The sequence below is a fragment of the Yinghuangia soli genome, from assembly GCF_021502675.1.
GTDB classification, from domain to species: domain Bacteria; phylum Actinomycetota; class Actinomycetes; order Streptomycetales; family Streptomycetaceae; genus Yinghuangia; species Yinghuangia soli.
The window spans coordinates 315,460-337,852 of sequence record NZ_JAKFHA010000006.1; the positions used below are offsets into that span (position 1 = coordinate 315,460).

Genomic DNA, 22,393 nt, shown 5'->3' on the forward strand with positions numbered 1-22,393 from the left:
GACTACTTCGCCTTCCTCCGCGAACCGGGGCGGCGCTCACTGGGCTTCGTCACCGGTTCGCCTGCTTCGATGAGGGACGTACGCCGCGCCGCGCCGAACTCGGCGAGCGCTTCTGCCAAGGCTGCCACAGAAGGCTCCGGCGCCATGACATCCACGCGCAATCCGTGCTCTTCCGCGGTCTTCGCGGTCGCCGAGCCGATGCACGCGATCACCGTGACGGCGTGCGGCTTGCCCGCGATGCCGACCAGGTTGCGGACCGTCGAGGACGAGGTGAACAGGACCGCGTCGAAGCCGCCGCCCTTGATCGCCTCGCGGGTGTCGGCCGGCGGCGGCGCCGCGCGCACGGTGCGGTACGCGGTGACGTCGTCGACCTCCCAGCCCAGTTCGACCAGGCCGGCGACGAGGGTCTCGGTCGCGATGTCGGCGCGCGGCAGGAAGACGCGGTCGATCGGGTCGAAGACCGGGTCGTACGGCGGCCAGTCCTCCAGGAGCCCGGCGGCCGACTGCTCGCCGGACGGCACCAGGTCGGGCTTCACGCCGAACTCGATCAGCGCGCGGGCGGTCTGCTCGCCCACCGCGGCGACCTTGATGCCCGCGAAGGCGCGGGCGTCCAGGCCGTATTCCTCGAAGCGCTCGCGCACCGCCTTGACGGCGTTGGTCGAGGTGAAGGCGACCCACTCGTAGCGTCCGGTGACCAGGCCCTTGATGGCCCGCTCCATCTGCTGCGGGGTACGCGGCGGCTCGACCGCGATGGTCGGCACCTCGTGCGGCACCGCACCGTACGAGCGCAGCTGCTCGGACAGCGACGCCGACTGCTCCTTGGTGCGCGGCACCAGCACGCGCCAGCCGAAGAGCGGCTTGGTCTCGAACCACGAGAGGTTGTCGCGCTGTCCGACCACGTCGCCGACGACCACGACGGCCGGCAGCGTCACGCGCGCGGCCTTGAGGTCCGCGGCCACGGCGGCCAGCGTCGAGACGACGGTGCGCTGCTCGGTCGTGGTGCCCTGGGTCGTCACCGACACCGGGGTGGCCGGCTTGCGCCCGCCCGCGACCAGCTCCTGCGCGATCTCGGCGATCTGGTCGACCGCACCGCGCAGTACCAGGGTGCCGTCGGTCGCGCCGACGGTCGCCCAGTCGATGGAGGCCTCGGCTATGTCGAGCACGCGTACGCCGCCGCCCGCGCGCGGGCCGGTCAGCGGCACGCCCGCGTACGCCGGGACCGCCGTGCACACCGGCACGCCGGGCACGACCTCGAACGGCACCTTGGCCTTGGCCACCGCGCTGATCTCGTCCACCGCGCCCTGGTCGACGACCGGGTCGCCGTCCACGGTGCGCACCACGGTGCGTCCCGAACGGGCCGCGGTCACGAGCAGCTTGGCGCGGCCGGCCGCGGCCAGCGGCTCGCCGTCCTCGGCGGCCGCGGGGTCCACGACCTCGACGTCCGGACGGCAGTGGAACAGCACCTGGGCCCGGGTCGACGCGTCGGCGACGACGACGTCGGCCTCGGCCAGCACCTCGACGGCGCGCAGGGTCAGCAGCCGGGGATCGCCGGGACCGGCGCCGACGAAGGTGACAGTACCGCTGGGCTTCTTCTTCGCTCTGGGGCTCAAGGGACGCGCTCCCCCATAAGACCGGCGGCACCCCGGGCGAGCATCTCTGCGGCCAATTCGCGGCCGAGGGATGCTGCCTCGTCGAGGGGTCCGGTGGCGGACAACCGCACGCTGTGGGAGCCGTCGCCGTTCGCGACGACCGCCCGCAGGTACAGCTCGGTGACCTCCTCGCCGTCGGACTCTCCCACGGACACGTCCGCGAGAGCGCCCACCGGAGCCGAGCAGCCGGCTTCCAGTTCGGCGAGCAGCATGCGCTCGGCGAGCACGGCGGCCCGGGTGTCCGGGTCGTCGAGCACGGCGAGCAGTTCGACGAGTGCCGCGTCCGTGGACACGCACTCGACGGCCAGCGCCCCTTGACCCGGGGCCGGCAGCATTTGGAGCGGGTCGAGGACCTCGGTGGCCTCGTCCGCACGGCCGAGACGGGCCAGGCCCGCCTTGGCGAGGACGACCGCGTCGAGCTCCCCGGACGTCACGTACCCGATGCGGGTGTCGACGTTGCCGCGGATCGGCACGATCTCGTGGCCCAGGCCCAGCGCGCGCAACTGCGCGGCGCGGCGCGGCGAACCGGTGCCGATCCGCGAGCCGGCGGGCAGTTCGCCGAGCGTCAGGCCGTCGCGGGCGACCAGCGCGTCGCGCGGGTCCTGGCGCGGCGGTACGGCGGCCAGGGTGAGGCCCTCGGGCTCGGCGGTGGGCAGGTCCTTGAGCGAGTGCACCGCGAAGTCGATGCTCCCGTCCAGGAGTGCGTCGCGCAGCGCGGAGACGAAGACGCCCGTGCCGCCGATCTGCGCCAGGTGCTCGCGCGAGGTGTCGCCGTACGTGGTGATCTCCACCAGCTCGACCTGACGGCCGGTCAGCTTGGTGAGCGCCTCGGCGACATGGCCGGACTGGGCCATCGCCAGCGCGCTGCGCCGGGTGCCGAGCCGCAGCGGAGCCTCGGCGGCGTGCGATGCCTCGGTCATGCCGCACCTTCCTCTCCGGCGGCCTGCGCCGGGATGCCGGGCACGTCCGCGCCCAGCACCTGCGCGAAGTCGATGTCGCCACTGCCCGGGTCGCCGGCCGTGTCGCCGGCCGGCAGGTCGGCGCGGCTGACCGCGGCCATCGGGCCCGGGCCCAGGTCGAACAGGGTGCGCAGGGCCTCGGCGTACGACGCCCCGCCCGGCTCGCCGGCCAGCTGCTTGACCCGCACCGTCGGCGCGTGCAGCAGCTTGTCCACGATACGGCGGATGGTCAGCTCGACCTCGGCGCGCTCCTTGGCGGCCAGGTCCGGGGTACGCCCGGCCAGGCGCTCCAGCTCGGCGCGCACCACGTCGGCGGCCATCGCGCGCAGCGCCACGACCGTCGGGGTGACCACCTGTGCGCGCTGCGCGGCGGCGAACTCGGCGACCTCGTCGCCGACCAGGCGGCGTACGACGTCGACATCGGCGGTGCCCGAGGCGCCCGAGCCGACGTCGGCGAGGAGTTCCAGGTCGACCAGGTGCACGCCGTCCATGCCGCGCACCGCGGGGTCGACGTCGCGCGGCAGCGCCAGGTCGATCAGCACCAGCGGGCGCTCGGTGCCGCGCTCGCGGCGCGCCGCGAGGACCGCCTCGACCTCGGCCGCGGTGATGACCAGGCCGGTCGCGCCGGTACAGGAGATCACCAGGTCCGCGGCGGACAGCGCGTCGGGCAGCGCGGTCATCGGCACGGCCCGGCCGCCGACCTGGTCAGCGAGGTGCTCGGCGCGCTCGTACGTGCGGTTCGTGATGGCGATGTGGCCCGCGCCCTGGCGCTGCAGGGTGGTCGCGGCCAGCGCGCTCATCGAGCCCGCCCCGACCACCAGCGTCCGGGTGCCGCCCACCGGCCCGGCGGCCAGCTCGGCCTGTTCGAGGCCGACGGTCACCAGCGACTGCCCGGCGCGGTCGATGTCGGTCTCGCTGTGTGCGCGCTTGCCGACCCGCAGCGCCTGCTGCGCCAGGTCGTTGAGCACGCGGCCCGCGGTGTCGTACTCCTGCGCGAGCGCAAGTGCGGTCTTCAGCTGGCCAAGGATCTGGCCCTCGCCGACGACCATCGAGTCGAGGCCGCACGCCACCGAGAACAGGTGGTGCACCGCCCGCTCTTCGTAGTGCACGTACAGGTGCGGGGTCAGCTCTTCGATGCCGACGCCGGTGTGCTGCGCGAGCAGCCGGGACAGGTCGGCGACGCCGCCGTGGAAGCGGTCCACGTCGGCGTACAGCTCGACCCGGTTGCAGGTGGAGAGCAGCAGCGACTCCGCGACCGGTTCGGCGGCCGCGACGTCCTGCAGCAACTTGGCCTGCGCGTCACCGGATACGGCGACGCGCTCCAACAGGCTGACCGGCGCGGTGCGGTGGCTCAGCCCGACGACGAGAACACTCATGCCGCACCTCGCTGGCGCTCGGCGCCGCATTCGCGAAATGCATCCTCTTGTTGGATTCGCTCGCTGCGCTCGCTCATCGCGCCACCAAGGACGGAACGGAACTGACGTGCGTGGTCCGGACGTTCACGCCGGCATCACCTCGGGCAGGTCTCCGGCCGGGCCGCCCGCCGGGGAGGCGGCAGGCTGCGCGGCGGCAGGAAGGTCGGGGGCAGCGGGGTCGACAGCCGACTTGCGCTGCTCGTGGAAGGCCAGGATCTGCAGCTCTATCGACAGATCGACCTTGCGCACGTCGACGCCCTCAGGGACGGAGAGGACGGTCGGGGCGAAGTTCAGAATGCTCGTGATACCGGCCGCGACGAGCCGGTCGCACACGCCCTGCGCGGCAGGCGCAGGGGTGGTGATGACCCCGATCGAGACGTGGTCGTCGCGCACGATCTGCTCGAGGTCGTCCATGTGCCGCACGACCATCCCGGCTATGCGCTGGCCCGCGACCGCGCGGTCGGCATCGAGCAGGGCCGCGACGCGGAACCCGCGGGACGCGAACCCGCCGTAGTTGGCTAGTGCGTGCCCCAGGTTGCCGATGCCGATGATGGCGACCGGCCAGTCCTGGGTCAGCCCGAGCTCGCGGGAGATCTGGTAGACGAGGTACTCGACGTCGTAGCCGACTCCGCGGGTGCCATAGGAGCCCAGGTACGAAAGGTCCTTGCGCAGCTTCGCGGAGTTGACCCCGGCAGCGGCCGCGAGTTCCTCGGAGGACACGGTCGGCACGCCGCGCTCCGAGAGCGCGCTCAGCGCCCGGAGGTACAGCGGGAGCCGCGCCACCGTCGCCTCGGGAATACCGCGTCCCCGGTGCGCCGGTCGCTCGGTACGGCCTGTAGCCACGGTGCTCCTGTGGGTGGGACCTGCGGTTTCGAATGCCAGGTTAGGCTTTTGTGAACGTGTGCACAAAGCTGATGTCCGTTTTGTGTACCTGCCGTGACATGCATCACGCGCCGGTTCCCGGATCTCCCTGTGAGGTCGCTCACACAAGGTGACGCGCCACTCACGCCAGGGCAGCGCGCAGGCGCCGCTCGTCGACCCGCCAGAAGTCGTGCTGGCGGCCGTCCACGAAGGTCACCGGGATCTGCTCGCGGTACTCCTCTTCGAGCTCGGGATCCGTCGTGATGTCCACCTCCTCGAAGGCCACGCCCAGTTCGGCGGTGACCCGCACGATCACCGCGCGCGCGTCGTCGCACAAGTGGCAGCCCGGCCGGGACAGCATCGTCACGAGCTGCGCCGACGGGCCCTGCGGAGTGGCGGCGGACCGCCTGCGGAAGAGGCTCACCCTCCGATTGTCGCCGCCCGCGGAGGCGATCGGGACCAACGCGCCGGGCATCCGGCCGCTGCCCCGGCGCGCGGCGGTCGAATCCGATCACCGGCGATCCGGACCCGGCACTTCCATGTCGCCCGAACGACAACGGACCAACACATGACCGCCACACGACTGCAACGCAAGGCCGTTACGCTCGCGGTATGGCCCTGCTGCGCCGGAGTGTCCGCATTCGCTCGCGTGCCTCGCTGAACCGCGCCGTGAAAGCCGGAGAGGCCGCGGCGGCCGCCGCCCATGCCTCGGTGCAGGCCGGCCGCACCGCCGGAGCCGAGGACGGCACCGGGACCACAGCCGACAGCGCCACCGCCGCGACGCCCTCCGGCGCCGCCGCGGAACCCCCCGCGGAAACCCTCGAACCGGTCGTCCTGGGCGCGGCGTTCTTCGACCTCGACAACACCGTCATGCGCGGCGCGTCGGTCTTCCACCTGGCCCGCGGCCTGTACGCACGCCGCTTCTTCGAGAAGCGCGACATCATGCGTTTCGGCTGGCAGCAGGCCCGGTTCCGGCTCGGCGGCGAGCACATGGGCCACGTCGGCGACGCGCAGGAGACCGCGCTGTCGTTCGTGAAGGGCTACTCGATCGAGGAAGTCACCGCTCTCGGCGAGGAGATCTTCGACGAGTACATGGCCGACAAGATCTGGCCCGGTACGCGCGCCCTCGCGCAGATGCACCTCGACGCCGACCGGCAGGTGTGGCTGGTCACCGCGGCACCCATCGAGATCGCCACCACCATCGCCGACCGGCTCGGCCTGACCGGTGCGCTCGGCACCGTCTCGGAGACCCGCGGCGGACGCTACACCGGGCGCCTGGTGGGCGAGTTGCTGCACGGCGAGGCCAAGGCCGAGGCGGTCCGCGGACTCGCCGCACGCGAACACCTCGACCTCGCGGACTGCTCGGCGTACAGCGACTCCGCCAACGACATCCCGATGCTGTCGCTGGTCGGCGACCCCTGCGCGGTCAACCCGGACACCCGGCTGCGCCGCCACGCCCGGGAACACGGCTGGCGCGTCAAGGATTACCGCACCGGACGCAAGGCCGCGAAGATCGGCATCCCGGCCGCGGCCGGACTCGGCGCGGTGGCCGGCGCCCTCGCCGCGGGCACCGCGGTACGCCGCCGCGCGGCCCTGTCCTGACCTCTCCCGCGGCCCCTCGGCCCCTCCCCGTCGGCGTGCCCATGCGGCGCGGGACGTGTACCACCGTGTCCTGACACGCCCAACACGCGGAGATGTGCGGCTTATAGCACTCGGCGTTCAGCGCGTCCCGGGAATGGCCCAAACAGCACACTTCCGCTGGCCATGCGGGTAGCTTCGCATCGCCGATGAGCACACTTGGTATTCCTTCCTTTACTAAGCGTTATTCTCGATCGGCGCACAGCAGTCCCCGTTGTCCCTACGATGGGTGACCGTCCCCGCACATTTAGTCATGACGCCGATGATGATGCCGACGCAACAGGGAGTCCCGTGCACCGAATCGTCCGGGTTGACGTGACCGGGCTGGCGACGCTTCGAGCGGCGGTGAGCGCCGCGCTCGACCCCTGGCCCAACGACTTCGCCCTCGCCGCCGTCACGGACGCCGGGCAGACCCGTGAGGGCGTTTTCTCCGGCGTGGTCCCCCGGGCGGCCCGTACCGGCACCACCGAGCCGGCCCGCCCGGCCCGCGGTTCCGGCTACACCCGCGGCACCGCCCCCGACGGCGAGGCCGGGCGCATCATGGCGCTGGTCGAACTCGCCCAGGACGGCGACGGCGAAGCATTCGCCCAGTTGTACGACAACTACCTCGACACGGTGTACCGCTACATCTACTACCGGGTCGGCGGCCGGGCCATCGCCGAGGACCTCACCAGCGAGACCTTCCTCCGGGCCCTGCGCCGCATCGGCACGTTCACCTGGCAGGGCCGCGACTTCGGCGCATGGCTCGTGACGATCGCCCGCAACCTGGTGGCCGACCACTTCAAGTCCAGCCGCTTCCGGCTGGAGGTCACCACCGGCGAGATGCTCGACGCCAACGAGGTCGAGGCCAGCCCCGAGGACTGCGTCCTCGAATCGCTGTCCAACGCCGCTCTTCTCGACGCCGTCCGGCGTCTCAACCCGCAGCAGCAGGAGTGCGTCACGCTGCGTTTCCTGCAAGGACTTTCGGTCGCCGAGACGGCCCGCATCATGGGCAAGAACGAAGGCGCCATCAAGACCCTGCAGTACCGCGCGGTACGCACCCTGGCCCGGCTGCTCCCGGAGGACGTGCGGTGAATCACACTTCCGTAACCCCCGAGGGCATCGGCTCGTTCTCCCAGATAGCGACCCCCGCGGGGGCGCCACGCGGCGGGGAGCCGACTCACGGCCCCCGACCCGTAGACGTCCCTGGACGGGCTTCCGGGGAGAGGAGGTGCGGCCCGTGAGCATCGCGGTTGTTGACCGGCGACGTGTATTGGCCTTCGCCGAGGCACTGGAACAGATCGAATCCGGCACCGCGCCGCGCCGGGGGGCGACCCGCGCGGGCGGAGACGGGCACGGCGGCAGCCGCGGGAGCGGCGGCCACGGGGGCGGCGGGGGCGGCCACGACGGGGACGGCCACGACGACGCGTCCGACGACGCCGGCCTGCACGCGGCCATGCGCGCGGTGGCCATGCTGCACGCCGAAAGCGCGGCAGGCCCGGCACCGTCCGCGGACTTCCGGACCGCGCTGCGCAGCCGGCTGCTCGACGAGGCATCGGCTCTCCCGGCCGCCGTCGCCTCGGTCCCCGCGCCGCGCGGCGCGCACCGCAAGGCGGCTCCCGTCCCGCGGCAGCGCACGGTCCGCTGGCGGCGCCGCTGCGCGGTGGCCGGCACCGTCCTCGTCTTCACCGCGGGCGGCCTCGGCGGCATCGCGGTGGCCAGCTCGGACGCGCTGCCCGGCGACATGACGTACGGCGTGAAGCGCGCCGTCGAGGACATCCAGATCTCGATGGCCGGCTCGGACCGCGAGCGGGGCGAGCGCTACCTCGCCCAGGCCCGCACCCGGCTCGCCGAGGCCGAGCGGCTGCTCGACCGCGACGGCGACGGCGCGATCGGCAAGAGCACCATCGGCCACCTGCGCAACGTGCTCGACGACATGCGCTCGGAGACCGAGAACGGCCGGGCGCTGCTCACCCGGTCGTACCAGGCGAACCAGGCCAAGATCGGCCCGATGCGGGACCTCGCCGACTTCGCCCGGACCGGCACCGAGCGCATGGAGCGCATCGACGCCCGGCTGCCCGGGGACGTCGCCACCGAGCGCAACATGGTGTGGAACCTCCTGCTCGACATCCACCGGCAGGTCGCGCCCATCCCGGGCGTGTTCACGCCCAAGGAGTTCGAGCAGGCCGGCAAGGGCGCGACCACCGGCCCCGGGCGCGGCACCACGCCGGTCGTCCCGGGCCAGGCGAACCCGTCGGGCGGCGCGACCGTGCCGCCCGCGGCGGGCGCCGACGGCCTCGTCCCGCCGCTCGCGGGACAGCCGGGCGGAGTCCCGGCGGCCCCGGGGGCGAGCACGCCGCCGGCCGGCGGCGGGATCCTGCCGAGCGTCAACGTGCCGCTGCTGGAACCGACCCCCGCTGCCACGGACTCGCCTTCGCAGAGTCCGAGCCCGGTGGGCGTCGAGGTCCCGGCGCCGGTGCTGCCTCCGGTGGGATTGAGCATCCCGCCGCTGCTGCCCGGCCTGCCGGGCATCGGCATCACGATCGGCGGCCCGCCGGCGACGGAGAACCCCTGATCCGCACCGCCGCAAGCACGATGCGGACCAGGTAGGAAGACATGTGAACGCGGTGGGGGGGGGGGGCGGCCCGCGCCGCGGGGGCCCCCGGCCGCGTCACCCCCCGGCCCCCCCACCACCGCGTTCACATGTCGTCGCGAGAGCCTCGCGCAGGCGTCAGAAGAACACCGAACGCCGCTGCATCAGCACCCGGTAGATGGTGTGCTGGATCGTCTCGCGCACCTCGTCGGTCAGGTTGAAGACCACCATCGGATCGTCCGCGGTCTGCACCGGGTAGGCGTCGGTGCGGATCGGTTCGCCGAACTCGATGTGCCAGCGCGTCGGGAGCGGCAGCAGCCCGACCGGGCCGAGCAGCGGGAACGTCGGCGTCACCGGGAAGTACGGCAGCCCCAGCAGCCGGGCCAGCGTCCGGAAGTTCCCGATCATCGGGTAGATCTCCTCGGCGCCCACGATCGCGCACGGCACGATCGGCACCCCGGTGCGCAGCGCCGACGACACGAAGCCGCCGCGCCCGAACCGCTGCAGCTTGTAGCGGTCCTTGAACGGCTTGCCGAGCCCCTTGTAGCCCTCCGGCCACACGCCCACCAACTCGCCCTGCGACAGCAGCCGCTCGGCATCCGCGGGATGCGCCAGCGTGTGCCCGCTCTTGCGGGCCAGCTGGCCGACCAGCGGCAGCTGGAAGACCAGGTCGGCGCCGAGGAGCCGCAGATTGCGTCCCTCAGGGTGGTGGTCGTGCACCGCGACCTGCGTCATCAGCGCGTCCAGCGGCAGCGTCCCGGAGTGGTTCGCGACGATCAGCGCGCCGCCCTTGTCCGGGATGTTCTCCAGGCCCTTCACCTCGACCCGGAAGTACTTGTCGTAGACCGGACGCAGGATCGACATGATCAGCGCATCAGTGAGCTCCTGGTCGAAGCCGAACTCGTCGACTTCGTAATCGCCGGTGATGCGCCGCCGCACGAACGCCAGGCCGTCCGCCGCCTTGTCCTCCCAGCCCGGGCCGGCCAGGCCGTCCGCGAGACCGCGCGCGGCGCCGCCGACCATGCTGCCCAGCGTGCCGCCGAGCGCACCCGCCAGACCGCCGAAGAGCTTGCCGCCCCCGCGTGCGCCGGGGTCGTCCGCCGGGCCGTCCGCGGGGGTGTCCACGGCCCGCACCGGACTGTGTCCGCCGGGCCGCCGCCGGGCCGCCGATTCGCGGACCGGGACCTCCTCGTCGACCCCGTACGCACCGGCCGGTTCGGCGGCCGCCGCCACGGACCGGGCGGTCCGCGGCGTCCGGCGGCTGCCCCGCGCCCCGGTTCCCCGGGCGCCGCCCGCGGAGCCGTCGAACGGGATGATCCGGGCGTCACCCATCGGAACTCCTCCTGGTCAGCAGTAGGGACGCGACGCGGTCCGGCACCTGGCCGACGCGCTCCGGGTCGAGCAGGCCGCGCAGTCCGCGGCCCCGGGCAAAGTCCTCGAACGTCTCCGCGGTGGTCCGCCGCGGCACGAACTCCAGCCGCTCCCGGGCACGCGTGGTGTCCACCACGCGCCCGTGGGTCAGCAGCCGCACCTGCTCCGCGGACAGGTTCGCGACGCCGAACCGGCGCAGCCCCTGCCCGACCAGGCCGACCGCGGGAGACGGCACCGGCACCACGGGCCGGCCAAGCCGCCGCGCGGCCTGGGAGAGCAGCAGGATGCCGGAGCCGGCGATGTTGTACGTGCCGGGCTGCCCGGCGGTCATGGCCACCCGCAGCGCGTCGAGCGCGTCGTCCTCGTGCAGGAACTGCAGCCGCGGGTCGTAGCCGAGCACGGTCGGCAGCAGCGACAGGCCGAAGTAGTCGGCCATCGGCGAGGCGATCGTGGGGCCGAGGATCGGCGCGAACCGCAGCACGGTCACCGGCACGTCCGGGCGCCGGCGCGCGAAGCCGCGCACGTACCCCTCGACCTCGACGGCGTCCTTGGCCCAGCCCGAGGCGGGCGGGACCCGCGGCTCCATGTCCTCTTCGAAGATGGCCGGGTCGCGCGGCGAGGCGCCGTAGACGGCGGTGGTCGAGCGCACCACCAGATTGCGGACCGAGGGCGCCTTCTGGCACGCAGCGAGCAGCTGCATGGTGCCGATGACGTTGGTCTCCTTGGTCGCGGTCGAGGTGCCCGGGTATCCGGCCGGCGGCGTCTCGGCCGGGCTCAGGTGCACCACGGTGTCCACCGATGCGGACGCGACCACCTTGGCGATCATCGGGTTGCGGATGTCGGCGTGCACGAATTCGACGCCGTCCAGCTCGTACCGCGGCTCGACCGCATCCACGCCGATGACCCGCTCGACCCCGGGGGTGCGCAGGATCATCCGGGCGAAGCGGCTGCCGAGATCGCGCGTCACACCGGTGACGAGAACGACCTTGCTCATGGGTTCCTTCCCCGAGTTGTCGGCGGGCGCGGGCCGCGGCGGCCACCGCATACGTCCGGTGTCCGGCCGCGCACATCAGGCGACGAGACTCAACGTAGTCGCCGCCGAGGTGCTCCGGGACCGGGTTAACCAGTCGTTCACACCGAACGGCCGAGCGAAACCCAACGCCTGGCCGAACGCCCTGCCCGCGGTCCCCTCCCGGAAACGCGCAAGGCCGCCGCCTCGTGCCCGCAAGGGGCACCGAGGCGGCGGCCTGAAGCGTCGGCGAGCCGATTCCCGCGCATGCGCGGGGCAGCCGCTACTTCTTGTTGCGGCGCTGGACCCGCGTCCGCTTGAGCAGCTTGCGGTGCTTCTTCTTGGCCATGCGCTTACGACGCTTCTTGATGACAGAGCCCACGGAAACCCTCGCTCACGTGTACATACGGACGACCCCGCCTGCGCGGAGAGAACGGGATCACCCCCGGCTCGCGGGGGTGCATTCCACTGCGCGGAGCCGAGTCAGCCCGCACGTCTGGCGCATAGCCTACTCGCCGACCCCGAGCACCCCGAAATGAGGAGGCCCGGGACGTTTGCGGCGTACGGCGATTCCCGGGCGCCATCGTGCCCGGCGGGCGCCCGGGACCGGGTCGCGTGCCGTTCCACCACCGGCTTTGCGGGCCGGCGGCATGCCGGTATTGCGCCGGTGTGACTTGCCGGTTTCCTGCCGTTCCGCGCGCCGCAGTGCGGGGCCCTACGCGGGCTCGTCGTACGAGTCCCGCAGTTAGTCGTGGACGGCTTGTTCCGGAACCCGGAACGACCGCCCAACCCTGATCGCGGGCATCTCACCGCTGTGCACCAGCCGGTACACAGTCATCTTCGACACCCGCATCACCGCAGCCACCTCGGCCACAGTCAGAAAATTGACCTCGTTGAGAGGCCTCTCTCCAGAAGCCATGCCGCACCTGAACCATTCAGCACGCGACGGGCACCGGCTTCCCCTCCGGTGACATCCACACGCACGTGCGTTCTTTCAGGGTAGTGGCGGGTGGTACCAGTGGGGAAGAGGAGGAGTTATTCGGCCCGTTTCGCCCATCCGGCTTGATTCAGGACAGTCCTGCCCGATCCAGTACGTACGCCAGCAACGGGCGGTACAGATGGGGCTGGACGTTGTCGTCGAGCGGCACCGCCACCTCGACCGTGCCCTCCTCGGCCCCCACGAAAAGTGCGGGGTCGTTGCAGTCCGCGAAGCCGATCGCGGACACGCCGGCCTGGCCCGCGCCGCCCGCCCAGCCGTGGTCGCCGACCACCAGGCCGGGCAGTCCGGCGCCGTTGTCGGCGAGCTCGGCGAGCATCGCGCGGATCGGGCGGGCCGAGTGCGTGTGCCGGGGTGTGCCGATGTCGTCGACCACCACGCCGACCCAGCTGCGGTAGTCGATGGACCGCGTCTTCGCGCCCTCCGAGGCGGGGGTCTGGTAGGTCCAGTCGCGGCCGGGGCGCAGGAGGGTACACCCGGCATCCTCGAGCGCGCGCGCCAGCGGGCGGTAGAAATCCAGGAGCCCGTCCGGGTGGCCGGTGGCGACCAGCACGGTCTCGCCGCGCTGCGCGGCGAGCGCGAGGCGGTCCGCGTAGGCGTCCAGTGCGGCGATCGTCAGGTCCGGGTCGATGGTGTCCTGGCCGTGGATGTGGCCCGGGTCCGCGACGACTCCGCAACGGCGGACCATCACCGCGAGCACCTCGTCCGGCGTCCAGGATCCGTCCGGTTCGAGGCCGAAGAGATAGCCGGGGTGGCGTTCGCTCATCAGCCGGAAGTGCCGCAGGTTGTTCTCGCGCGGCGTGGCCACGTCGCCCGCGATGCGGCTGCGCACCAGGTGGGCGCGCAGTTGCGGAGGATCGGGGACCTTCCCGTGGCCGACTGCCGTCACGTGCACCTGCCTCAGGTCAGATTCCAGCGTTCGAGTCCGGAGTTCGATCCGGTGCTTCAGATGTCGAACAGAGGGTCGAGTCCGTGCGCCGGGAAGACCGCCCGCCGGGTCGCGAGGACCGCCTGGTCGAGCCGGTCGGCCGGGTCGTAGCCGCCCGCGAACGGGCGGAAGACCGGGGTGCGGCCGTCGGTCATGCGGTACGGCCCCTGGTCGCCGGTCCGGATCCGGACCTGCTCGCGCCACTCGAACGGCAGCTCGGTCTCCGGGTCGATGGGCGCGTGCGCGGCCTCGGCGACCAGGTGCGTCCAGGTACGCGGCACCACGTCGGTCGCCGCGTAACCGCCGCCGCCGGTGGCGATCCAGCGGCCGCCGCAGAACCGGTGCGCGAGGTCGTGCAGGGCGACCTGGGCCAGGCGCTGCCCGTCCACGGTCATGCCGAGGTGCGCGAGCGGGTCCTCGATGTGCGTGTCGGCGCCGTGCTGGGTGACGATCGCGTCCGGCCGGAAGGCCTCGACCAGCGGCGGCACGACGGCGTGGAACGCGCGCAGCCAGCCGGCGTCCGCGATGCCGGGCGGCAGGGCGACGTTGACCGCGGTGCCCTCGGCGTCCGGGCCGCCGGTCTCGTCCGGGAACCCGGTGCCGGGGTAGAGGAAGCGCGGGCTCTCGTGCAGCGAAATGGTGAGCACGCGCGGGTCGTTCCAGAACGCGGTCTGCACGCCGTCGCCGTGGTGCACGTCGATGTCCACGTAGACGACGCGCTCGGCGCCGAGTTCGAGGAGCCGGGCGATGGCGAGCGCGGTGTCGTTGTAGACGCAGAACCCGGCCGCGGCGGACGGCATGGCGTGGTGCAGGCCGCCCGCGAAGTTGACCGCGTGCGGGGCGGCGCCGGACCAGACCGCGTCGGCGGCGGCCAGCGAGCCGCCCGCGATCAGGGCGGACACCTCGTGCATGTTCTTGAACGCCGGGGTGTCGTCGGTGCCGATGCCGCACGAGCCGTCCGCACACGAAGGATCGGCACCCGCGGCGCGGACCGCGGCGATGTAGTCGGCGGTATGCACGAGTTGCAGCTGCTCGTCGGTGGCGGCTGCCGGGGCGACGACGGCGAGGCCGTCGGCTCGGTCCAGCCCGTAGGCGCGCACCAGGTCGATGGTGAGCTGCAGGCGGATCGGCTTCATCGGGTGCCAGGCACCGAAGTCGTAGCCGGTCATCCGGTCGTCCCACAGGAGTTGCACAGCCTGGCTCACGCTGCCACCTCGCTTTGCCGGGCCCGGCGTTCGCCGAACGCGTCCCTCCTGCTGGTTCGCTCGCTCACGATCAGGAGGCTACCGGTCGCGCACCGTCTCCCGGCTGTTGCCGTGACCGGCTTCACCCTGCGGCGCGAACGCGCGCGCCAGGGGCAGCACGGCGAGCACCAGCACGAGGGGCAGGGCCATCGCGGCCCGGAAGCCGGCCAGGTCGCCGACCACCCCGACGAGCGGCGTGCCGATCAGGAAGCCGGCGTAGTTGAAGAGGTTGAGGCGGGCGATGGCAGTGTCGGGGTCGTGCGGGCTGGTCGCCGCGCCGGCCGCGAAGGTCTGCGGGACGAGGACGCAGATGCCCAGGCCGAGAACCGTGAAGCCGGCCAGGGCCACCGCGGCGCCGGGGGCGGCGACCACGACGGCGAAGCCGGCCGCGGCGGTGAGCGCGCCGGCGCGGACCACCGGGAGGGCGCCCCAGCGGCGTACGCCCAGGTCGCCGATGCTGCGGCCGACCAGTGCGGTGACCATGTAGACGAGGTACGGCAGGGCCGTGTTGTCGTCCATGTGCTGCACGTCCTCGGCGTACACCGCGCCCCAGCTGGAGACCGCGGAGTCGCCGATGTAGACGAACGTCATGACCGCGCACAGCGGCAGGATCGTGCGCCACGGCACAGCCGCCGCGGCCCCCGGCGCGTCGACGGCGGGGCGTTCGGGGCGGGTGGGCAGGTAGCGCCGGCCGATCAGGAACGCGGCGGGTGCGGTGATCGCCGCGCTGATCGCGTACATGACGACCAGGGCGATCTCTTTGTGGTCCGCGAAGGTGGCCAGCCCGGCGCCCGCGATGCCGCCGAGGCTCCAGGCGGCGTGGAAGCCGTTCATGACGCTGCGGCCCTGCCGGGCCTGGATGCCCACGGCCTGCATGTTCATGGTGGCGTCGACGGCGCCGAGTGCGAGGCCGAACAGCACCAGCACGGCCGCGAGTTGCCAGACCTGGTCGCCGGCGCCGACACCGATCACGGACGCACACACCACCGGCTGGGCGATGCGCAGCACGTGGTGGCTGCCGTAGCGGGCGGCGAGCTTCTCGGCGGCCGCGCTGCCGAGACCGGCAATGATCGGTACCAGCGAGAGGACGAGGGTGAGGCCGCCGTCGCCGAGTCCGTAGCGGTCCTGGATCGCCGGGACCCGGGTGACCAGCACCGCGAACGAGGCGCCCTGGATGAGGAAGCAGGCCAGTACGGCGAGCCTGGCGCGGCGGACGGCGCCGTCGTCCGGCCGCCCGGGTATCGGGGCGGCGGCTCCGGCGGAGTCCTGAGGTTCGGTGGCCTGCATGGGCCGGGACGTTACTGGCGGGTTCGGCAACTGACGAGAGGTGCGGACGATCTTTTGCCGGACCGTGGTGCAGCGGTCCCGCCCCGCCCCGGATCGTGCCCGGGGCGGAGTCGGGTCGGGGTCGGTTCGGGGTCGGTTCGGGGTGTCTCAGCCGGTGCCGAGGAGCAGGTCGCGGATGTCCGCCATGCGCGCCGCCTGCGCGGTGGCGTCGGCGACGCGGTCGGGCGGGGTCATGGCGGTGTACGCGTAGACCCGCATGCCCGCGGCGCGGGCGGCGGCCACGCCGAGGGGGCTGTCCTCGACGACCGCGCAGTCCTTCGGCGCGGCGCCCATCTTGGCGGCGGCGAGCAGGAACAGGTCGGGGGCGGGCTTGCCGTGCGCGACATCCTGGCTGCTGAAGATCGCCGCGTCGGGGAAGCGGTCCAGCAGGCCGGTCTTCCCCAGCGTGAGGCGGATGCGCTCGTGGGTGCCGGACGAGGCGACGCAGAACGGCACCCCGGCGGCGGTCAGCGCGTCGAGCAGGCCGGCGACGCCGTCCACGGCGGTGAGCTCGGCGCGGAAGGCCGCGAACACGCGTTCGTGGTACTCGTCCTCGAAGTCGGCCGGGAGTTCGAGGCCGTGCCGTTCCCGGTTGAGGTCGCGCACGCGCTTCATGGACCCGCCCATGTAGTCGCGGATCGCGTCCTCGGTCGAGGTCGGGACGCCGTACCCGGTGAGCAGTTCGCCGAGGACCGCGTTGGCGAGGCGCTCGCTGTCCACGAGCACGCCGTCGTTGTCGAAGACCACCAGGCCGGGGCGCGGGCTCGCGCCCCGGCTCGCTGCCTGGCCCTCTGCCTGGCTCACTGCATGCCCTTCGCGAGCTCCTTGGAGCGGTTGGCGGCCGCTTCGAGGGCGGCGAGCAGGGCCGCGCGGACGCCGTGGTTCTCGAGTTCGCGGATGGCCGCGATGGTGGTGCCGGCCGGCGAGGTGACCGCCTCGCGGAGCAGCGCCGGGTGCTCGCCGGAGTCGCGCAGCATGACGGACGCGCCGACAGCGGCCTGCACGATGAGGTCGTGGGCGGCGGCGCGCGGCAAGCCGAGCAGGATGCCGGCGTCGGTCATGGCCTCGACGAGGAGGTAGAAGTACGCGGGTCCGGAGCCGGACAGGGCGGTGACCGCGTCCTGCTGCTTCTCCGGGACGCGGATGGTCTTGCCGACGCCCTGGAAGATCTCCTCGGTGCGCTTGAGGTGTTCCTCGGTCGCGTGGGCGCCCGCCGAGATGGCGCTCATGGCCTCGTCGACCAGGGCCGGGGTGTTGGTCATGACGCGGACGACCGCGGTGCCGGGCGCGAGGCGGGCCTCGATGAACGCGGTGGGCACGCCCGCGGCGCCGGAGACGACGAGCCGGTCGGCGGGGATGTGCGCGCCGAACTCGTCGAGCAGGGCGCCCATGTCCTGCGGCTTGACGGTGAGGATGAGGGTGTCGGCGGCCTTGGCGGCCTCCGCATTGGTGACCGCCTCGATGCCGTAGCGGTCGTGGAGTTCCTTGGCGCGCTCGGCCCGCCGCGCGGTGACCAGGAGGTCGCCGGGGCGCTTGCCGCCGCGCAGCATGCCGGACAACAGGGCCTCGCCGATCTTGCCGGCGCCGATCACCGCGACCCGCTGGGTCATGGCATCCACCTCGTGCTTCCAAGTGCTTCTGGCCGTCGTGCCCGCGCGCCTTTGTGCAGGCACGTCTTCCGGCGCGCGGCCGGGTCACTTCTTGGTGGCCAGCGAGCGCAGGAAGAACGTCATGTTGGCGGGTCGCTCGGCCAGTCGGCGCATGAGGTACCCGTACCACTGGTCACCGTACGGTACGTAGACCCGGACCCTCTCCCCCTGGGCGGCCAGGCGGGTCTGCTCGGCGGGGCGGACGCCGTAGAGCATCTGGTACTCGTAGGTGCCCGGTTCGCGCCGGTTGCGGGCTGCGAGCATGCCGGTGAGCTCGATGAGCCGCGGGTCGTGGGTGGCGGCCATGGGGTAGCCGGGGCCGGCCATGAGGATCTTGAGGCAGCGCACGTAGTTGCGGTCGACATCGGCGCGGTCGGTGAAGGCGACCGAGGCCGGTTCGTCGTAGGCGCCTTTGCAGAGCCGGACGCGCGATCCAGGGGCGGCGAGGTCGCGGCAGTCGGCTTCGGTGCGCCGCAGGTAGGCCTGCAGGACGGCGCCCACCCAGGGGTAGTCGGCGCGCAGCAGGTGCAGCACGGCGAGGGTGGCGTCGGTAGTGGTGTGGTCCTCCATGTCGAGGGTGACCGTGGTGCCGGCCGTCTTGGCGGCCTCGCAGATCGCGCGGGCGTGGTCGAGCGCGACGTCGGCGCCGTCCGGGAGGTGGCGGCCGATCGCGGAGAGTTTGACGGAGACTTCGGCGCGGCCGGCCAGTCCGGCGTCGTCGAGGCGGCGGAGGAGTTCGACGTAGGCGTCCCGGGTGGCGCGCGCCTGCCCGGGGTCGCGGGTGTCCTCGCCGAGGTGGTCGATGCTGGCGTACAGGCCCTGGGTGCCGAGGTGTTCGGCGGCCCGGACGGCGTCGAAGGCGCGTTCGCCGGCCACGAAGCGGTGCACCAGCGTGCGGGTCACGGGGGCCGTCTCGACCAGGTTCTTGACCTTGTCGCTTCGGGACACGGAAAGCAGGGCCTGGCGCAGCACGGATGCCTCGTTTCACGGCTTCGCGGCACGCCCCGCCGGAGAGCGGGACGGCGGACGCAGGAGCCTTTGCGACCCCTGCGTCCACATTACGTCCGCTACTGTCCGTTTTGCCGGGAGCCGGAAGTGTGAACCCGGGTGCGTGCGGTCAGCTCTTGAGCCACCCGGGGGCGGGCAGCAGCAGCTCGACGTTGCGGTCCCCCGCGGCGCCGCGCTTGCCGTCCTCCGCGGGGTCCTTGCGGTCGCGCTCCTGCCAGTCGTTGGCGGCCAGCTCGCGGGAGAGGGCGGCCAGCGCGATCGGGTCGTCGAGGCGGCCGCTGTTGGACGGCGGTGCCGCGCTGTCGACGATGGTGCCGAACACCGACAGCGTGCCGTCCTTGTTGTCGGCGATCTCGACGATGCGGGCCTGCTGGGGCCAGTCGATGTGCGCCGCGGTGTTGACCTCCCAGAAGCCGCCGGGGGCGGCGGCGCCCGCCGGGCGGGGGTGCGGCCGGACCGCGTTGCGGTGCGAGTGGCCGTTGACCCACGCGACGACGTTCGGGAAGCGCAGCAGCAGCTCGACGAGCTTGGGGCCGAGCACGCGGTCCTGGCCGTTGGGGTTGTCCATCGAGGTGGACGTGTGGTGGCTGAACAGCACGAAGAGCTTGTCCGGGGCGGCGTTCTGGACTTCCTTGCCGTCCGGGCCGAGGTAGCGCGAGCTGCCCGCCTTCAGCTGGCTCTCTATCCAGGCGAACTGCTCGGCGTCCAGGGAGCCTTCGGAGCCGCCGGCCTGGTTGACGGTGTCCATGGTCAGGCACCGCACCGGGCCGTGGTCGACCGCGTAGTACGCGGTGCCCTTGGCCTTGTTGTCCTCGGTGAAGCCGTGGCCTTCCGGCTTGCTCGCGGTGCGGAAGTGCTCCTTGATCATGTCGGCGCGCGTCACCGGGCGGCGGTCCGGGTCCGCGCTGACCGGGCGGGACGGCCCGGACAGCAGGGTCTGCACGGCCTGCTGGTTGCCGGACTGGACCTGGGCGAGCAGCGCGAGCACGTTGGCGCCGGGCGCCATCCCGATCACCTTGGTGCTGCCGACCGCGGCCTTGGCGATCGCCTCGCCGGGCAGCAGGTTGCCCTGCGCGAGGCCGTCGTGGTTGCCGTACGCGGTGTACCAGGGGGTCTTCAGGCCGCTGGCCTTGAACGGCTTGCGGGCCGCGTCCAGCAGGCCGGGGGCGGTCGGGAAGCCGTACTTGGCGCGCGGCCAGTCGTCCGCCGCGCCGGGCGGCGTGCCGTCCGGGTGCCAGTAGCGCTCGTCGTACGAGATCTGGTCGGCGACGCCCTCGTACTTGGTCTTGTCGCCCGAGTCCGGGGTGATCTGCTGACCGTCCAGCAGGTCGATGTACCAGCGCAGTTCGTTGTACTGGCAGTTGTCGGTGTTGTCGCCGGTGACGATCGTGAAGGCCACCGGGCCACCGGTCGCCGGGCCCTTCTCGATCTTGTTGACCGCTTGCACCATGGCCTCGCCGACCTGGGCGGACATCATCTCCTGGGCCCGGTAGGCCCCCTCGACCGGCAGCACCGACGCGAACGGCTCGCCCGGGTCCCGGTTGCGGTCCAGGAACTCGACGCGGGCCGGCGACTGGCAGTCCAGGATGTGCAGGTCGGAGAGCTGCGTGAAGGCCAGGACCGGCTTGCGGGCCGCGGCGCGCGTCTTCGCGGCGGCCTCGTCGCCGCCCTTGCCGCCGACCAGTTCGGTGCGCACGATGTACGGCTCGCCGGGCCCCTCGACCACCTTGCGGTAGCCGCCCGCCCCCGGGGCGGCCAGCACGAGGGTCTTCTCGACCGTGGTGGACCAGGCGTTCGGCGCGAGCGGCGGACCGGTCGGCTGCCCCGGAGCCGGCTTGCCGCTCTCGGTGGCCTTCGGCTCCTTCGGGTCGTCGTCGTCCGAGCAGCCGCTGAGCACCACGCCGCCTACGGTCGCAGCGCCCGCATATCGCAGGACTTCCCGCCGACTCACACCCATCTCGCGGCCTCCCCAGTCGTTTCGTCCGTGTGTGGCCGGTTGACGCTACTGGTGCGTAGGGGGCCTTGCAAGGCAACCGCGGCACCCGGCCCGGTCCCGGCCCTTATGCTGCGGTCGCGGGGGGGTGGACGCGGATGAGCGAGCGCCGCACGGCGGTTCCGGCCCGGGTGGGGCCGTACCGCATCCTGCGCGAGCTGGGCGCAGGCGGGATGGGGCGGGTCCTGCTCGGCGAGGCGGTCTCGGGGCGCCGGGTCGCGGTCAAGCTGATCCATGCGCATCTGCTGGACGCGCCGCAGGCGCGGGAGCGCTTCGCCCGGGAGATCACGCTGCTGCGCCGCGTCAGCGGGGCCTTCACGGCGCCCGTCGTGGACGCCGACACGGAGGCCGACGCGCCGTGGGTCGCCACCCAGTTCATCGACGCCCCGACGCTGGAGGACGGGGTCGGGGCGAACGGCCCGCTGCCCGCCGAGCAGGTGTGGCGGCTGGCCGCCGGGCTGGTCGAGGCGCTGCGCGAGATGGGCCGCGCGGACGTCGTGCACCGCGACCTCAAGCCGAGCAACATCCTGCTGACCGACGACGGCCCGCGCGTGATCGACTTCGGCATCTCGCACCTCGTCGGCGACGCCCGGATCACGCGGGTCGGGTACTTCATCGGCACGCCGGAGTACATGGCGCCGGAGCAGGCCACCGAAAGCAGCATCGGGGCGGCGGCGGACGTGTTCGCGCTGGGCGGCGTGGTGCTGTTCGCGGCCACCGGGCACGGGCCGTTCCCGGCCGAGTCGATCCCGGCGCAGCTGGTCAAGCTGATGACCGAGGAACCCGATCTGACGGGCCTGCCGGACGAGTTGCGCGAGCTGGTCGCCGGGTGCCTGGCGAAGAAGGCGGCGGACCGGCCGAGCGCCGACGACCTGGACGCGCTGTTCCGGCAGCGGAGCGGCGTGCCGCGCCCCGCCCGGTTCGCGCCGCGGACCGCGCCGGACGACGAGCCGGAGCTGTACACGGTCACGTCGCCGCGGCCGGAGCCGTCGCCGGTGCACGAGCTGACGACGTCGCGGCGGCCGACGCCCGAGCCGGCGCCTGCGGGAACGTCGTGGGCGTGGACCAAGGCGGTCGTCGCCGTGCTTGCGGTGCTCGGCGCGCTGGCGGTGCTGCTGTGGAAGCTGCCGGGGCTGTGGGAGGAAAGGAGCCCGGGCGGCAAGCCCGGCGACCCGGCTACTGCCACCACGGGCGCGCCGCAGCCCGGCGCAGCACCCTCCGCGCCGCCCGGTTCGGCACCGCCGAGTCCGGGCGAGCCCGGCTCGTTACCGCCTGCTGGGAGCCTCGCGGGGCTGCCGGCCTGTGCGTCCCCCGGCAATGCGGAGCTGGTCCTGACCGGGAGCAGGCCGCAGGACAGCAAGTACCGGGTCGGCGAGCAGGTGAAGCTGACGCTGGAGGTCCGCAACACCGGCAAGGAGACCTGCGCGGTCGACCTGTCGCAGAAGACCGCCACGGTCGAGATCAAGTCCGGTGCCGACCACATCTGGTCGCCCGCCGACTGCGCACCGGCCGAGACCCCGCCGGAGATCACCCAGATCCAGCCCGGCAAGTCGGTCACGCGCACCTGGACCTGGACGTGGACCCGCAGCGACCCCGCGCGCTGCAACGGCCGGGCGCCCGCACTCGGCACCCCGCCGGTCGGCGCGCGCATGGCCGCGACCGCCAAGATCTCCGGCATCCAGTGGGCGAGCAAGCCGTACGAGTGGACCGTCTCGGGTTGACCGACCGGGCCCGCTTGCCCTGTCTGCCTTCCCCCGCCGGCGTCGGCTCCCCG

At 72.9% G+C, this 22,393-nt stretch carries 20 protein-coding genes; 4 read left to right on the plus strand and 16 right to left on the minus strand.

Annotation, left to right across the window (positions count from 1 at the left end):
* Nucleotides 1-2 precede the first annotated feature (2 nt).
* From LZ495_RS14530 to LZ495_RS14550, 5 genes are all read right to left on the minus strand, one after another.
* Nucleotides 3-1,610, minus strand: coding sequence for a bifunctional uroporphyrinogen-III C-methyltransferase/uroporphyrinogen-III synthase (locus tag LZ495_RS14530; RefSeq protein WP_235052587.1), 1,608 nt, complete (start codon nucleotides 1,608-1,610; stop codon nucleotides 3-5).
* On the minus strand, nucleotides 1,607-2,569 hold the full coding sequence (gene hemC / locus LZ495_RS14535; protein WP_235052588.1) for a hydroxymethylbilane synthase: 963 nt from the start codon (nucleotides 2,567-2,569) through the stop codon (nucleotides 1,607-1,609). The genes LZ495_RS14530 and hemC overlap by 4 nt, the downstream gene beginning before the upstream one ends.
* On the minus strand, nucleotides 2,566-3,984 hold the full coding sequence (locus LZ495_RS14540; RefSeq protein ID WP_235052589.1) for a glutamyl-tRNA reductase: 1,419 nt from the start codon (nucleotides 3,982-3,984) through the stop codon (nucleotides 2,566-2,568). Before LZ495_RS14540 ends, hemC begins: the two co-directional genes overlap by 4 nt.
* Nucleotides 3,985-4,107: 123 nt before the next feature.
* A complete protein-coding gene (locus LZ495_RS14545; protein WP_235052590.1) occupies nucleotides 4,108-4,866 on the minus strand; it encodes a redox-sensing transcriptional repressor Rex in 759 nt (252 codons plus the stop codon).
* A 160-nt stretch (nucleotides 4,867-5,026) separates the two neighbouring features.
* Nucleotides 5,027-5,308: a glutaredoxin family protein gene (locus tag LZ495_RS14550; protein WP_235052591.1), complete on the minus strand. Its 282-nt coding sequence runs from the start codon at nucleotides 5,306-5,308 to the stop codon at nucleotides 5,027-5,029.
* A gap of 188 nt (nucleotides 5,309-5,496) precedes the next feature.
* Here LZ495_RS14550 and LZ495_RS14555 point away from each other — a divergent pair, with 188 nt between their 5' ends.
* The 3 genes from LZ495_RS14555 to LZ495_RS14565 all read left to right on the plus strand — a co-directional run bounded on the left by LZ495_RS14555 (nucleotide 5,497) and on the right by LZ495_RS14565 (nucleotide 9,076).
* Entirely contained in the window at nucleotides 5,497-6,486 is a 990-nt protein-coding gene (locus LZ495_RS14555) for an HAD family hydrolase (RefSeq protein WP_235052592.1), read from the plus strand.
* Nucleotides 6,487-6,813: 327 nt separating this feature from the next.
* Nucleotides 6,814-7,596: an ECF subfamily RNA polymerase sigma factor, BldN family gene (locus LZ495_RS14560; protein WP_235052593.1), complete on the plus strand. Its 783-nt coding sequence runs from the start codon at nucleotides 6,814-6,816 to the stop codon at nucleotides 7,594-7,596.
* A 145-nt stretch (nucleotides 7,597-7,741) separates the two neighbouring features.
* Entirely contained in the window at nucleotides 7,742-9,076 is a 1,335-nt protein-coding gene (locus LZ495_RS14565) for a DUF5667 domain-containing protein (RefSeq protein ID WP_235052594.1), read from the plus strand.
* Nucleotides 9,077-9,232: 156 nt separating this feature from the next.
* On the opposite strand, the gene LZ495_RS14570 is transcribed toward LZ495_RS14565, so the two are convergent.
* The 11 genes from LZ495_RS14570 to LZ495_RS14620 form a co-directional block, all read right to left on the minus strand.
* Nucleotides 9,233-10,426, minus strand: a complete 1,194-nt coding sequence (locus LZ495_RS14570; protein WP_235052595.1) for a lysophospholipid acyltransferase family protein — start codon at nucleotides 10,424-10,426, stop codon at nucleotides 9,233-9,235.
* Entirely contained in the window at nucleotides 10,419-11,459 is a 1,041-nt protein-coding gene (locus LZ495_RS14575) for an NAD-dependent epimerase/dehydratase family protein (RefSeq protein WP_235052596.1), read from the minus strand. The genes LZ495_RS14570 and LZ495_RS14575 overlap by 8 nt, the downstream gene beginning before the upstream one ends.
* Nucleotides 11,460-11,757: 298 nt before the next feature.
* A complete protein-coding gene (locus LZ495_RS14580) occupies nucleotides 11,758-11,856 on the minus strand; it encodes a 30S ribosomal protein bS22 (RefSeq protein ID WP_003948845.1) in 99 nt (32 codons plus the stop codon).
* 363 nt (nucleotides 11,857-12,219) lie between these two features.
* Entirely contained in the window at nucleotides 12,220-12,393 is a 174-nt protein-coding gene (locus LZ495_RS14585; protein WP_235052597.1) for a helix-turn-helix domain-containing protein, read from the minus strand.
* 148 nt (nucleotides 12,394-12,541) lie between these two features.
* Nucleotides 12,542-13,366, minus strand: a complete 825-nt coding sequence (locus tag LZ495_RS14590; RefSeq protein WP_235052598.1) for a phosphatase — start codon at nucleotides 13,364-13,366, stop codon at nucleotides 12,542-12,544.
* A 50-nt stretch (nucleotides 13,367-13,416) separates the two neighbouring features.
* Complete coding sequence (locus tag LZ495_RS14595) at nucleotides 13,417-14,568, minus strand: acetoin utilization protein AcuC (RefSeq protein WP_235052624.1); 1,152 nt, start codon at nucleotides 14,566-14,568, stop codon at nucleotides 13,417-13,419.
* 114 nt (nucleotides 14,569-14,682) lie between these two features.
* Nucleotides 14,683-15,930 carry an MFS transporter gene (locus tag LZ495_RS14600; RefSeq protein WP_235052599.1) on the minus strand — a complete coding sequence of 416 codons (1,248 nt, stop codon included), beginning with the start codon at nucleotides 15,928-15,930 and terminating at the stop codon, nucleotides 14,683-14,685.
* A 147-nt stretch (nucleotides 15,931-16,077) separates the two neighbouring features.
* Nucleotides 16,078-16,773, minus strand: a complete 696-nt coding sequence (locus tag LZ495_RS14605; RefSeq protein ID WP_235052600.1) for an HAD family hydrolase — start codon at nucleotides 16,771-16,773, stop codon at nucleotides 16,078-16,080.
* Complete coding sequence (gene proC, locus LZ495_RS14610) at nucleotides 16,770-17,579, minus strand: pyrroline-5-carboxylate reductase (protein ID WP_235052601.1); 810 nt, start codon at nucleotides 17,577-17,579, stop codon at nucleotides 16,770-16,772. Before proC ends, LZ495_RS14605 begins: the two co-directional genes overlap by 4 nt.
* An 84-nt stretch (nucleotides 17,580-17,663) precedes the next feature.
* Nucleotides 17,664-18,590, minus strand: coding sequence for a proline dehydrogenase family protein (locus tag LZ495_RS14615; RefSeq protein ID WP_235052602.1), 927 nt, complete (start codon nucleotides 18,588-18,590; stop codon nucleotides 17,664-17,666).
* A 145-nt stretch (nucleotides 18,591-18,735) separates the two neighbouring features.
* Complete coding sequence (locus tag LZ495_RS14620) at nucleotides 18,736-20,526, minus strand: TIGR03767 family metallophosphoesterase (protein WP_235052603.1); 1,791 nt, start codon at nucleotides 20,524-20,526, stop codon at nucleotides 18,736-18,738.
* 191 nt (nucleotides 20,527-20,717) lie between these two features.
* On the opposite strand from LZ495_RS14620, the gene LZ495_RS14625 reads away from it, so the two are divergent.
* Nucleotides 20,718-22,340, plus strand: coding sequence for a protein kinase domain-containing protein (locus LZ495_RS14625; RefSeq protein WP_235052604.1), 1,623 nt, complete (start codon nucleotides 20,718-20,720; stop codon nucleotides 22,338-22,340).
* Nucleotides 22,341-22,393 lie beyond the last annotated feature (53 nt).

Coding starts and splice junctions, on each gene's coding strand:
- hemC (WP_235052588.1), bottom strand. CDS start 2,569: ATGACCGAGGCATCGCACGCCGCCGAGGCTCCGCTGCGGCTCGGCACC.
- LZ495_RS14540 (WP_235052589.1), bottom strand. CDS start 3,984: ATGAGTGTTCTCGTCGTCGGGCTGAGCCACCGCACCGCGCCGGTCAGC.
- LZ495_RS14555 (WP_235052592.1), top strand. CDS start 5,497: ATGGCCCTGCTGCGCCGGAGTGTCCGCATTCGCTCGCGTGCCTCGCTG.
- LZ495_RS14570 (WP_235052595.1), bottom strand. CDS start 10,426: ATGGGTGACGCCCGGATCATCCCGTTCGACGGCTCCGCGGGCGGCGCC.
- LZ495_RS14575 (WP_235052596.1), bottom strand. CDS start 11,459: ATGAGCAAGGTCGTTCTCGTCACCGGTGTGACGCGCGATCTCGGCAGC.
- LZ495_RS14585 (WP_235052597.1), bottom strand. CDS start 12,393: ATGGCTTCTGGAGAGAGGCCTCTCAACGAGGTCAATTTTCTGACTGTG.
- LZ495_RS14595 (WP_235052624.1), bottom strand. CDS start 14,568: ATGACCGGCTACGACTTCGGTGCCTGGCACCCGATGAAGCCGATCCGC.
- LZ495_RS14600 (WP_235052599.1), bottom strand. CDS start 15,930: ATGCAGGCCACCGAACCTCAGGACTCCGCCGGAGCCGCCGCCCCGATA.
- proC (WP_235052601.1), bottom strand. CDS start 17,579: ATGACCCAGCGGGTCGCGGTGATCGGCGCCGGCAAGATCGGCGAGGCC.
- LZ495_RS14625 (WP_235052604.1), top strand. CDS start 20,718: ATGAGCGAGCGCCGCACGGCGGTTCCGGCCCGGGTGGGGCCGTACCGC.